This window comes from Caulobacter sp. (genome assembly GCF_035254145.1).
Lineage (GTDB): Bacteria > Pseudomonadota > Alphaproteobacteria > Caulobacterales > Caulobacteraceae > Caulobacter.
Genome location: NZ_DATFAV010000313.1, coordinates 1 through 10,902, shown reverse-complemented (window position 1 = coordinate 10,902; position 10,902 = coordinate 1). Strand labels below are relative to the sequence as shown.

Sequence of the window (10,902 nt, the reverse complement as noted above, 5' to 3'; positions counted from 1 at the left end):
CGCCGCCCTGGCTGGTCCCTACGCCCGGCTGTTCGCGCGGCTGGACCGCCTTGTCCTGATGACCGCCCCCGACTTCGCCGTCGTGAGGACCTGGCGTGGCGAGCAGGAGGCCCGCCTGCGCCAGCGTCTCGCCGCCGAGGGGCGCGATCCGGCCCAGGCCATGGACGAAGCCGCCCTCGACCGTTTCGTCGCCCACTACGAGCGCCTGACCCGCTGGATGGCGGCGGACCTGCCAGGCGCCGCCGATCTCGTCATCCGGCTGGACGAGCGGCGGCGGCCGACGGAAATCCTGGCCACGGCCAAGCTTGTTCGGTAACCAGCGTTCCATGAACGCGTACGCCGATGAAGAGATCGCCGTCCTGGCCGCTCGGCTTCTGGACCGCACCCTGCCCCGGGAGGCGTGGACCCATGCGGCCCACCTGACGGCCACCCTGCGCCTGGTCCGCACCCGCAATGAGGGCCTGGAGCGCGACCTGCCCGACATCATCCGCGCCTATAACGTCGCCGTGGGCGGGATCAACGACGACCAGACCGGCTATCACGACACCATCACCCAGGCCTATCTGGCCGCCATCCGCGCCTTCGCCGCCGCCCTGCCCGCGGGGACCAGCGACGCCCAGGCCGCCGCCCTGCTGCTGAAGACGCCGATGGGCGACAAGGCCTGGCCCCTGACCCACTGGTCGCGCGAGCGCCTGTTCTCGGTCGAGGCCCGCCGCGGCTGGGTGGAGCCGGACCTCAAGCCGCTGGCGCATCCGCCCGCGGGGTAGGCGGCATCGAGCTCCCTCTCTCTTAGAGAGAGGGAATTTATCCCCTCGCCCTTTTCTTCAACCGCCTGTACAAAAAAACGGAAAGACCATGCTTGCCGCTCGGTCTATCAGGCCGCCCATGACAGCTCGCCTCCACGCCCTGCTCCGCGGCAAGAACCCCATTCGTCCGATCGACGCCCTGCGCGGCGGCGGCGGCGCGTTGCTGGGGCTGGCGTTCGCGGGCCTGCTGGGAAGGCTGACGGTCGGGGGCGGCGACTGGCTGCATCCGCTGCTGGTGGCGCCGATCGGGGCCTCGGCGGTGCTGGTCTTCGCCGTGCCGGCCAGCCCCCTGGCCCAGCCGCGCGCCGTGCTGGGCGGCAATATCGTCTCGGCCCTGGTCGGGATCACCGTCGCCCTGCTGGTCCCCCAGACCCTGGTCGCCGCGCCGCTGGCCGTGGGCCTGGCGATCGGGATGATGATGCTGCTGGGCTGCCTGCATCCGCCGGGCGGGGCCGTGGCCCTGATCTGCGTGATCGGCGGGCCGGCGGTGGCCAAGGCCGGCTATCTGTTCGCCCTCAGCCCCGTGGCGCTCGACTCCCTGCTGCTGACCGGCGCCGGCGTGGCCTGGGGTCGACTGACCGGCCACTCCTATCCGCACCGCGCACCGGTCGCCCCGCCTAGTCCGCACCACACCCGCGACCCCGCCCCCGCCGCCCGCATCGGCTACAGCCCCGTCGATCTCGACCAGGCTCTGGCCCGCTACGGCGAACTGCTGGACGTCAGCCGCGAGGACCTGGACGCCCTATTCCGCCAGGTCGAGCTGTCGGCCGCCCAGCGGCTGCACGCCCAGATCCGCTGCGGCGACGTGATGTCCCGCGACGTCATCCGCCTGGACCGCGACCAGTCGGCCGAGAGCGCCCTGGCCTATCTGCGCGAGCACGAGCTGCGCGCCGCCCCGGTGGTCGACGAGGACCTGCGGGTCATCGGCATGGCCCGGCGCGCGGAACTGCAGGCCAACCGCCGCCGCACCGTCGAGGCGGCGCTGGACCCGTTCGTGCACAAGGTGATGGAGAACACCCCGATCGCGGCCCTGCTGCCGATCCTCTCCAGCGGCCACACTCACGAGGCCATGGTCGTCGATGGCGAGCGCCGGCTGATCGGCGTGATCACTCAGACCGACCTGCTGGCGGTGCTGTATCGCGCGCATATCGTTGAGGCGGTGGTGGGGGCTTAACCGAAAACCCTCTCCCTATGGGAGAGGGGATTTAGGCGCGCGCGGCTTGCGCTTGGGCTTGGCCGGCGCTTCGAGGAGCTCGGGCGGCGGGGTCGGAGCGACCTCCGCCTCCGGGATCTCCACGCCCATCCGCGCCAGCACCTCACGCGCGGCGCGGTCGGTCTCGTTGACCGGCGCGTAGGTCCAGCCGTGGAAGGCGCCGCCATAGGGGCGGGCCGCGCCCTGGCGCTCCAGCTCCTCGTGGAACAGGCGGAACTTCAGGCTGGAGCCGTCCATCTTCAGCACGAACACCGGCTTGCCGGTCGAGGCCGCCTCGGTGGCCATGTTGGTCGAGTCCTCGGTGACGAGGATGTAGTCGGCCGCCGCCAGGAAGGCGAAATAGGGGTTGGCCCCCTCGCCGCTCTCTTTCCCACTTGGCCAGATCACCCCCGGCAGGTGGCGCAGCCGCGCCGTCATCAGGGCGCGGGCCGGCTCGGGCGTGCGGCGCGAGAAGGTCATCATCAGCGATCCGCCCTCCTGCTCCAGCGGGATCTGGATCGCGTGGGCGATCTGGGCGGCGCGCTCGCTGGAGAGATCGAAGGCCTTGGACTTGCCGCCGACCAGCACCGCCACGCGCGGGCGCGGCAGCGGGTCGATCATGGCCTTGAACGCCTGGGCCTCGGCCGCCAGGCGGGCCGGAGTCACGCGGTGGGGCGAGCCGGTGATCGGCAGCACGTTGTCGCCCGACAGCCGGTCGTGCTTGGGCGGGATCACCAGGTCGAACATGGTCGCCGGCGCGCGCGGATCCTGGATCTGCACGACATAGGTCTTGCCGCCCGACCACCGCTTGGCGCGGATCGACAACGGCAGGGTGGCGCGCCCGGCGGCGACCCAGATGTCGGGCCAGGCCTCGGCGTCCTTGCTTGAAGGGAGCTCGCTTTCGGGCGTCACCCAGCGGCGCGGCAAGAGGTTCAGCCACCACGGCAGGCGGCCGGTGCGGCCCTTCCAGGCGACGCGCTTGACCGTGACCTCGCAAGGGACCAGGCGCGCGATCGCCTCCGACAGGCCGACCGCCTGGGCCTCGATGCCGGCGCGGCCGTCGGACACGGCCCAGACCTTCAGCGGAAGGCCGGGCGAAGGTTTCGGGGCTTCGGCCAAGATCGATCCCGGGGCGACGAAAACGAAACAAGGCCGCCGCCCGGCGTCGAATCCGGGAGCGACCTTGTTTCATTGAACTCGGACTTGTGGCGCAGCTAGGGCGACGAGCGCCCTACAGCCACTCCACCTTGAGAATCTCGTAGGCCTTGACGCCGCCGGGCGTGTTGACCTCGACCACCTCGCCGACTTCCTTGCCGATCATCGCGCGCGACAGCGGCGAGGACACGGAGATGCGGCCCGACTTCACGTCGGCTTCGTGCTCGCCGACGATCTGGTAGCGGGCCTCGTCCTCGGTGTCCTCGTCGACCACGCTGACCGTGGCGCCGAACTTGACCTGCTTGCCCGAGAGCTTCGACACGTCGATGACCTGGGCGCGGGCGATCTTGTCCTCGATCTCGGCGATCTGGCCCTCGATCCAGCCCTGACGCTCCTTGGCGGCATGGTACTCGGCGTTTTCCGACAGGTCGCCGTGCGAGCGCGCCTCGGCGATCGCGGCGATTACGGCCGGACGTTCGACGGTCTTCAAACGCTTCAGTTCTTCGTCGAGGGTCTGATAACCCCCGACGGTCATCGGCACTTTTTCCATTGCGGATTTTAGCTCGGACGCCTTGGGAGGAAAGTCTTCCGGTCGCGGGCGCTCGTGACCGGGGGCTGGGAGGATAGGCGCCCCAATCTCGATAAGCAAGGGGGCCAGCCTTACCTAAGGGGCGCCGGGGGCGCGCTGAGGGGGCGCCGAAGCGCGCGCCCTAGGCCCGGCGGCGCACCGGTTCGTGCGAAGCCTGCGGCAGGTCGAACTGGCTCACCAGGTCGGCCAGGAGGCCGGCGTCGGCGTTCAGGGTCTGGGTGGCCTCCGAGGTCTCCTCGACCATGCCGGCGTTCTCCTGCAGCACCTGGTCCATCTGGTTCACGGCGCTGTTGACCTGGGCCAGCCCCTGGGCCTGGCTCTGGGCCGAGGCGGCGATTTCGGAGACCAGGGCGTCGATCTCGGAGATCTGCGCGACCATGCGCTGCAGCGCCTCGCCGGTGCGACCGACCAGGCCCACGCCCGCCTCGACCTGCTGGGTCGAGGTCGAGATCAGGGCCTTGATCTCCTTGGCGGCCTCGGCCGAGCGCTGGGCCAGGGCCCGCACTTCCTGGGCCACGACCGCGAAACCCTTGCCGCTGTCGCCGGCCCTGGCGGCCTCGACCCCGGCGTTCAGGGCCAGAAGATTGGTTTGGAAGGCGATCTCGTCGATGACGCCGATGATGTTGGTGATTTCCTGGGACGAGCCCTCGATGGCGGTCATGGCCGCGACGGCCTGCTCGACCACCTCGCCCGAGCGCTGAACGTCGTCGCGGGTGCGGGCCACCACATCGGCGGCCTTCTTGGCGCCGGACGCGGTCTGGCCGACCGTGGCGGTGATCTGGTCCATGGTCGAGGCCGTCTCTTGCAGGCTGGCGGCCTGGCGTTCGGTGCGGCGCGCCAGGTTGACGGCGGCGTCGGCGATCTGGTCGGCGCCGGCGCGCACGCCGCCCACCCGGCCCTCGATCACCGCCAGCGCCTCGGCCAGCTTGCCGGCGGCGGCGTTGTAGTCGGCCCGCAGGGCCTCGTAGGCCTCGGCGAAACGGGTGTCCAAACGCGCGGTCAGGTCGCCGCGGGCCATGTGCGACAGAGCCTGGCCCAGGGCGGCGATGGCGGCGTCGCGCTGCGCCTCGGCCCGCTCGTGGTCCTGGGCGTAGCGCTTGCGGCTTTCCTCCTCGGAGCGCCGGGCGTGCTCGGCCGCGTCCTGGGCGGCCTGGGCCTCGCCGACGGCGCCCTCGGCCTTGGCGCGGGCGCTCTGGGCCATGGCGAACATGTTGTTGACGCTGGCGGTCACGGCGATCAGCGCGCCGGCCTCGACGATCAGGATCACGGCGTGGACGATCACCCGGCCCAGGCTGGCCGAGTCGGGGAACACCGCTTGCGGCAGCAGATAGGACAGGCCCAGGTGGTGGACGGCGACCGTGGCGGCGCCGGCGGCGATGACCATCCAGTCGCAATAGACGACCAGCAGGGCCAGGGCCGCGAAATAGGCCATGTGCATGTCGGTCTGCCAGGGATGGCCGCTCAGGGCCGCGACCAGCAGCGAGACCTGCGCCATCAGCGCCACCCCAACCAGCGACCGGCCGGCCGAGCCTTCCCCGCCCATCCGCCAGGCCAGGGTCGCGCCGGCGGCGGCCAGGACCGAGGCGATCGCCAGGCCGACCAGAGAGCCGTGAACGGCCAGACGCGCGGCCAGCACCACCGGGATCATCGCCCAGGTCAGGAAGGCGATCAGCTTGCCGCCGATCCGGCGTTGGGCTTCCAGGTTGGAGAAGACCAGCTTCATGGGCGCTTTCATCTTCGAGGGCGCTTTCATGGGTTCACGGACGACGGAACGGCCGGGCGCGCGCAGACGCCGGCCAGGGCGGGATCGAGCAGCATCAGCGCCCCGGCGGCGCGCGCCCGGGCGGAAAGGTCGGCGGGATCGCCTCGCAGGATCACGACGAAGGACGCGCCGCCCGCGCCGGCGATGTCGCCGGCCGAGCCGGCCGCGCCGATGATCCGGGCGGGGTCCCACCAGGGCGGAAACACCGCCGCCACGCGGCCTGGCGTACGGGGCTCGGCCTCGACGGCCACGGCGGCGAACAGGCCAAGACCCATGCCCAGCACGGCCAGGGCGGCCGCGCCGAGGGCGGCGGCCGGACGACGTGGCGCGGCGGTCTTGGGCGTTGGCGCCGAGGTCAAGGCGAGCGTGCTCCCTGTTCGCATCGCGGGAAAAGCGCGAGATACGACGGCACGATGGCGCCAAACGTGGTTTTCGAAGGCTTAACCGTAACGCCATGGCGACGCTTCGTCGCACCCGAAACGGGGCGGGCGGAGCGTCCTTTCGACCCGGCCGGCGCGCCCTAGAGCATTTTCCGATCCAGTTGGATCGACGAAACGCTCTAGTCTTTTGTTTTGACGCATCTTCTGACGACGAACCGGCGTCCGCTTCGTCGGAAAATGCTCTACCCTTGTTTAGGCGTGGTGTTGATCATCCACGGGATACCGAACTTGTCGACGAAACTGCCGTAGCCGGGCGACCAGAAGGTTTCGGCGAAGGGCATGCCGACCTTGCCGCCCTCGGACAGGGCGTCGAACACCCGGCGGGCCTGCGCCGGATCGTCGGTGTGATAGGTGACGTCGAAGCCGTTCTTGGGCTTGTCGATGTTGGGGGCGAACTCGGGCGCCATGTCCGCGCCCATGATCGCCTGGTCGCCGACCTCCAGCCAGGCGTGCATCAGCCAGTCCTTGTACTTCGGATCGACCGGCATGTCGGGGGGACCTTCGCCGTACGGGAAGGCGGCGGTGACCTTGCCGCCCAGGACCTGGGCGTAGAAATCGAACGCCTGGCGGCAATCACCCTTGAAGCTCAGGCTGGTGACGATCTTCATCGGGCTTCCTCCTTGTGGTTTCCCCTAGGTTAGCCCAGTTGCGCGATGGTTTCATGCCCCACGCGGACACAGGCGGTGGCGTTTCCCCGCGAGAGCCGCCATCATCGCCGCATGATCCTCGCCGTTCTCCAGGCCCGAATGAGCTCCACCCGCCTGCCGGGCAAGGTGCTGATGCCGATCGTGCGCCAGCCGATGATCGTGCGGCAGATCGAGCGCGTCAGCCGCGCCCGCCACATCGACAAGCTGGTCGTGGCCACCTCCGACCGCCCCGAGGACGACGCCATCGAGAAGGCCGTGCTCCGCGAGGGGATCGCGGTGTTCCGCGGCTCGCTGGACGACGTCCAGCAGCGGTTCCTGGGCGCGCTTGACGCCCATCCGGCCGAGCACCTGGTGCGCCTGACCGCCGACTGCCCCCTGGCCGACCCGGCGCTGATCGACGCCACCATCGAGCTCTTCCTGTCCAGCGACGCCGACTACGCCAACAATGTCGCGCCAGGCCGCGCCTGGCCCAAGGGGACCGACATCGAGGTGATGCGCGCCTCGGCCCTGCGCGAGGTCGCCCGGGTCGCCACCTCGGAAGCGCGCGAGCACGTCACCTGGGACCTGCGCGCTCAGCCGGACCGCTGGAAGCAGGTCTTCCTGGCCTGCCATCCCGACCAGGGCGCGGTGCGCTGGACCGTCGACCGGCCCGACGACTACGCCTTCGTCGCGGCCGTCTATGACGCGCTCTATCCCGGGAACCACGCCTTCACGTCCGACGATGTCCGGGCCTTCGTCAGGAGCCGGCCGGACCTGGCCGACTACGGCGGCGACCGGCGGGTATGAGCCGCATCCTGTTCGTCTGCGCGGCGGGACCCCGCGTTGGCGGCGGCCACGTCATGCGGTCCCTGACCCTGGCGCGCGCCTTGGAGCGCGCGGGCGCCGCCTGCGCCTTCCAGACGACGCCCGAGGTCGCGGCGGTGCTGGACGCCTTCGCCCCCGACATGGCGCGGACGGAGGACGACGAAGACTTCGACGCCGTGGTCTTCGACCACTACGGCCTGACGGCGGCGGACCACCGCATGATCGCCAAGCGCCGGCCTCGCCTGGTCATCGACGATCTGGCCGACCGGCCGCTGGCCGCCGACCTCATTGTGGACTCCGGGCCGGCGCGCAAGCCTGGCGACTATGCCGGCTTCGTTCCACCACACGCCCGCCTGCTGCTGGGTCCCGACTACGCCCCCGTCCGCCCGGCCTTCGTCGAACGGCGCCCCGCGGCCCTGGCGCGGCGGGCGGGCCAGCCGCCCGTGCGGCGGATCCTGGTTTCGCTGGGACTGACGGACGTCGGCGGGATCACCTGGCGGGTCGTCAACCTGCTGCGTCCGCTGGTCGGCGAGGCGGCGCTGGATGTCGTGGTCGGCGGCGGCGCGCCCAGCCTGCCGGTGCTGCGCGCCCTGGCGGCCGAGGATCCGCGCGTGACGCTGCACGTCGACGCCCAGGACATGGCCCAGTTGACGCTGGAAGCCGACCTCGCCATCGGCGCCGGCGGCTCGACCACCTGGGAGCGCTGCGTGCTGGCCCTGCCGACCCTGGCCCTGATCCTGGCCGCCAACCAGGCCCCCGCCGCCCAGGCGCTGGCGGCGGCCGGCGTCGCGCCCTGCCTGGACGTCGCCGCGGCGGACTTCGAGGCGGCCTTCACGCGCGAGGTCCGCGACCTGCTGGCCAACGCCGACCGCCGCGCGGCCCTCTCGGCCGCCAGCGCCCGAGTCTGCGACGGCCTGGGCGCCGAGCGGGTGGCGGAGGCGTTCTTGGAGATGATCAAACTAAACGCCCTCTCTCGTTGAGAGAGGGATTTTACCCCACCATCGACCAGTCCAGTGGCTCGCCGCGGGCGAGATCGCGGGTGGCGGGGCGGCCTAGCACCTTGTCCAGGTCGCCGGGCGGCAGGCCCGCGCCGGGGCGGACCGAGCGGACGTTGTCGCGGCTCAGGGCCTGGCCGGCCTTGACCTCGGCGGTGACGTAGAGCGAGCGGCGGAACTGCAGGTTGGCGCGCTCGGCGCCCAGCACGTCGTAGTGCGCCGCGCCGAGGGCGGCCCAGGCGTTCTTGGTGTCGTCGACCAGGGCCCGGAACTCGGCCGGCTCCAGGCTGAAGGCCGCGTCCGGACCACCGTCGGCGCGGGCCAGGGTGAAGTGCTTCTCGACGCAGCAGGCGCCCAGCGACACCGCCGCCACCGAGGCGGCCGTGCCCGGCGTGTGGTCCGACAGGCCGATCGGGCAGCCGAAGCGCGCGGCCATGTCCGGGACGGTGCGCACATTGGCGTCGGCGAAGGTCGCCGGATAGCTCGACACGCAGTGCAGCAGCAGCACGCCCGGCGCGCCGGCGGCCAGCGCCGTGTCCAGGGCCGTCCGCATCTCCTGCAGATTGGCCATGCCGGTCGAGATGATCAGCGGCTTGCCCTTGGACGCCGCGTAGCGGATCAGCGGCAGGTCGACGGCCTCGAACGAGGCGATCTTGAAGGCCGGCGCGCCCAGGCTGTCGAGCAGGTCGACGGCGGTCTCGTCGAACGGGCTGGAGAAGATGGTCACGCCGCGCTGGCGGGCCCGCTCGAAGATGGCGGCGTGCCATTCGAACGGCGTCTGGGCTTCCTGGTAGAGCTCGTAGAGGGTTCGGCCGTCCCACAACCCGCCGTGGATCCTGAACTCCGGCCGGTCGACGTCGAGGGTGATGGTGTCGGCGGTATAGGTCTGGATCTTGATCGCGTCGCAGCCGGTGTCGGCCGCCGCGTCGACCATCTCCAGACAGCGCTCCAGGCTGCCGTTGTGGTTGCCCGACAACTCGCAGATCACATACGGCGGATAGTCGGCGCCGATCCGGCGGCCGGCGATCTCGATGAAGGGGGCGGACATGAGCGGATCACCCGAAACGTGGTTGCCGCCAGTTTAACCGACCAAAGGTGGACGAGGCGTCAATTGCGCTCGCCCTATCGCCCCCTACTCCGGGTGGGGTTCGTAGTCTTGCAGGCGAGGCCGCCGGCTCTGGCGTTCGTCGTATTCGCGCTTGCCGACCATGGCCGAGAACGCGGCCAGGACGCCGAAGATCGCGATCAGCGCCAAGCCCAGCTTGACGTCGCCGATCCAGAAATTGGCCAGGCCCGCGAACAGGACGACCAAGCCGACGCCCAGCATCACTCCGAGCTTCATGCGTTTTCCTCCTGTGGCTTTTGTCGCCACTGAACAGGAAGTCCACACTATAAATAAGGTTATGTCTACGACTCTTCCCCGCGACATGAGCTCACGATCGGGCTGAAATCTGGCGCGGAGGCGGAATCGCGCCTAGATATCCGCCATGTCCAGCACCGCTCCTCGCCTCACCCGCTGCCTGATCATCGGATCGGGTCCCGCCGGCTACACCGCCGCCATCTACGCCGCGCGCGCCCTGCTGAAGCCGGTGCTGATCGCCGGCATCCAGCCGGGCGGCCAGCTGACCATCACGACCGACGTCGAGAACTATCCGGGCTTCGCCGACGTCATCCAGGGGCCCTGGCTGATGGACCAGATGCGCGCCCAGGCCGAGCATGTCGGGACGGAACTGGTCAACGACATCGTCACCTCGGTCGACCTCTCCAAGCGCCCGTTCACGGTCAAGACCGACAGCGGCCAGGACTGGATCGCCGAGACGATCATCATCGCCACCGGCGCCCAGGCCAAGTGGCTGGGCCTGGAAAGCGAGAGCAAGTTCCAGGGCTTCGGCGTTTCGGCTTGCGCCACCTGCGACGGCTTCTTCTATCGCAACAAGGAGGTCATCGTGGTCGGCGGCGGCAATACGGCCGTCGAGGAGGCCCTGTTCCTGACCAGCTTCGCCAGCAAGGTGACCCTGGTGCACCGCAAGGACGAGCTGCGCGCCGAGAAGATCCTGCAGGAGCGCCTGCTGGCCCACCCGAAGATCGAGGTGGTCTGGGACAGCGTCATCGACGAGGTCGTCGGCCAGACCGATCCCCAAAATGGACAGGCGATGGGGGTGACCGGCGCGCGGTTGAAGAACGTCAAGACCGGCGAGACCCGCGATATCGCCGCCGACGGCGTGTTCATCGCCATCGGCCACGCCCCGTCGTCGGAGCTGTTCGCCGGCCAGCTGGAGACCGGCCCCGGCGGCTATCTGAAGGTCAAGCCGGGCACGGCCTCCACCGCGATCGAGGGCGTCTACGCGGCCGGCGACGTCACCGACGACGTCTACCGCCAAGCCGTCACGGCGGCCGGCATGGGCTGCATGGCCGCCCTGGAAGCCGTCCGCTTCCTGGCCGAGGCCGACCACAAGGCCGCGCATCACCCGATCAGCCACGCCGAGGCGAACAAGATCGGGGTCTGGTGAGG

Annotated in this window: 12 protein-coding genes and 1 pseudogene; 6 read left to right on the top strand and 7 right to left on the bottom strand. The window is 70.4% G+C overall.

Features of this window, described 5'->3' with window-relative positions; all coding sequences use genetic code 11:
• From VJ655_RS18815 to VJ655_RS18805, 3 genes and pseudogenes are all read left to right on the top strand, one after another.
• Positions 1 to 316 (top strand): annotated as a pseudogene (locus VJ655_RS18815) (kinase); the annotation flags it as partial.
• 10 nt (positions 317 to 326) lie between these two features.
• The gene (locus VJ655_RS18810) at positions 327 to 767 is read left to right on the top strand and encodes a hypothetical protein (RefSeq protein ID WP_324113736.1); all 441 of its coding nucleotides are present in this window, start codon (positions 327 to 329) and stop codon (positions 765 to 767) included.
• A 118-nt stretch (positions 768 to 885) separates the two neighbouring features.
• Entirely contained in the window at positions 886 to 1,980 is a 1,095-nt protein-coding gene (locus VJ655_RS18805) for an HPP family protein (RefSeq protein WP_324113734.1), read from the top strand.
• Positions 1,981 to 1,995: 15 nt separating this feature from the next.
• Here VJ655_RS18805 and VJ655_RS18800 read toward each other — a convergent pair whose 3' ends face one another.
• The 5 genes from VJ655_RS18800 to VJ655_RS18780 all read right to left on the bottom strand — a co-directional run bounded on the left by VJ655_RS18800 (position 1,996) and on the right by VJ655_RS18780 (position 6,552).
• Positions 1,996 to 3,117, bottom strand: a complete 1,122-nt coding sequence (locus VJ655_RS18800) for a mitochondrial fission ELM1 family protein (RefSeq protein ID WP_324113732.1) — start codon at positions 3,115 to 3,117, stop codon at positions 1,996 to 1,998.
• A 112-nt stretch (positions 3,118 to 3,229) separates the two neighbouring features.
• Positions 3,230 to 3,703 (bottom strand): transcription elongation factor GreA, encoded by a 474-nt coding sequence (greA, locus tag VJ655_RS18795; RefSeq protein ID WP_172272705.1) that lies wholly within the window; start codon positions 3,701 to 3,703, stop codon positions 3,230 to 3,232.
• Between the two features lie 160 nt (positions 3,704 to 3,863).
• A complete protein-coding gene (locus VJ655_RS18790; RefSeq protein ID WP_324113729.1) occupies positions 3,864 to 5,465 on the bottom strand; it encodes a methyl-accepting chemotaxis protein in 1,602 nt (533 codons plus the stop codon).
• A 26-nt stretch (positions 5,466 to 5,491) separates the two neighbouring features.
• Complete coding sequence (locus VJ655_RS18785; protein WP_324113728.1) at positions 5,492 to 5,863, bottom strand: hypothetical protein; 372 nt, start codon at positions 5,861 to 5,863, stop codon at positions 5,492 to 5,494.
• A 263-nt stretch (positions 5,864 to 6,126) separates the two neighbouring features.
• The gene (locus VJ655_RS18780) at positions 6,127 to 6,552 is read right to left on the bottom strand and encodes a VOC family protein (protein ID WP_324113726.1); all 426 of its coding nucleotides are present in this window, start codon (positions 6,550 to 6,552) and stop codon (positions 6,127 to 6,129) included.
• Positions 6,553 to 6,663: 111 nt separating this feature from the next.
• Here VJ655_RS18780 and VJ655_RS18775 point away from each other — a divergent pair, with 111 nt between their 5' ends.
• A complete protein-coding gene (locus tag VJ655_RS18775) occupies positions 6,664 to 7,377 on the top strand; it encodes a cytidylyltransferase domain-containing protein (protein WP_324113738.1) in 714 nt (237 codons plus the stop codon).
• Positions 7,374 to 8,375 carry a UDP-2,4-diacetamido-2,4,6-trideoxy-beta-L-altropyranose hydrolase gene (gene pseG, locus VJ655_RS18770; protein ID WP_324113724.1) on the top strand — a complete coding sequence of 334 codons (1,002 nt, stop codon included), beginning with the start codon at positions 7,374 to 7,376 and terminating at the stop codon, positions 8,373 to 8,375. Before VJ655_RS18775 ends, pseG begins: the two co-directional genes overlap by 4 nt.
• 10 nt (positions 8,376 to 8,385) lie before the next feature.
• Here the strand turns inward: pseG and pseI are convergent, their stop codons facing one another.
• Together pseI and VJ655_RS18760 are read right to left on the bottom strand one after the other, a co-directional pair.
• Positions 8,386 to 9,438, bottom strand: coding sequence for a pseudaminic acid synthase (gene pseI / locus VJ655_RS18765; RefSeq protein WP_324113722.1), 1,053 nt, complete (start codon positions 9,436 to 9,438; stop codon positions 8,386 to 8,388).
• Between the two features lie 84 nt (positions 9,439 to 9,522).
• Complete coding sequence (locus VJ655_RS18760) at positions 9,523 to 9,732, bottom strand: hypothetical protein (protein ID WP_324113720.1); 210 nt, start codon at positions 9,730 to 9,732, stop codon at positions 9,523 to 9,525.
• Positions 9,733 to 9,877: 145 nt separating this feature from the next.
• Here VJ655_RS18760 and trxB point away from each other — a divergent pair, with 145 nt between their 5' ends.
• A complete protein-coding gene (gene trxB / locus VJ655_RS18755; RefSeq protein ID WP_324113719.1) occupies positions 9,878 to 10,900 on the top strand; it encodes a thioredoxin-disulfide reductase in 1,023 nt (340 codons plus the stop codon).
• The last annotated feature ends 2 nt before the right edge of the window (positions 10,901 to 10,902 follow it).

Coding starts and splice junctions, on each gene's coding strand:
- VJ655_RS18810 (WP_324113736.1), top strand. CDS start 327: ATGAACGCGTACGCCGATGAAGAGATCGCCGTCCTGGCCGCTCGGCTT.
- VJ655_RS18790 (WP_324113729.1), bottom strand. CDS start 5,465: ATGAAGCTGGTCTTCTCCAACCTGGAAGCCCAACGCCGGATCGGCGGC.
- greA (WP_172272705.1), bottom strand. CDS start 3,703: ATGGAAAAAGTGCCGATGACCGTCGGGGGTTATCAGACCCTCGACGAA.
- pseG (WP_324113724.1), top strand. CDS start 7,374: ATGAGCCGCATCCTGTTCGTCTGCGCGGCGGGACCCCGCGTTGGCGGC.
- VJ655_RS18780 (WP_324113726.1), bottom strand. CDS start 6,552: ATGAAGATCGTCACCAGCCTGAGCTTCAAGGGTGATTGCCGCCAGGCG.
- VJ655_RS18805 (WP_324113734.1), top strand. CDS start 886: ATGACAGCTCGCCTCCACGCCCTGCTCCGCGGCAAGAACCCCATTCGT.
- pseI (WP_324113722.1), bottom strand. CDS start 9,438: ATGTCCGCCCCCTTCATCGAGATCGCCGGCCGCCGGATCGGCGCCGAC.
- VJ655_RS18760 (WP_324113720.1), bottom strand. CDS start 9,732: ATGAAGCTCGGAGTGATGCTGGGCGTCGGCTTGGTCGTCCTGTTCGCG.
- VJ655_RS18775 (WP_324113738.1), top strand. CDS start 6,664: ATGATCCTCGCCGTTCTCCAGGCCCGAATGAGCTCCACCCGCCTGCCG.
- trxB (WP_324113719.1), top strand. CDS start 9,878: ATGTCCAGCACCGCTCCTCGCCTCACCCGCTGCCTGATCATCGGATCG.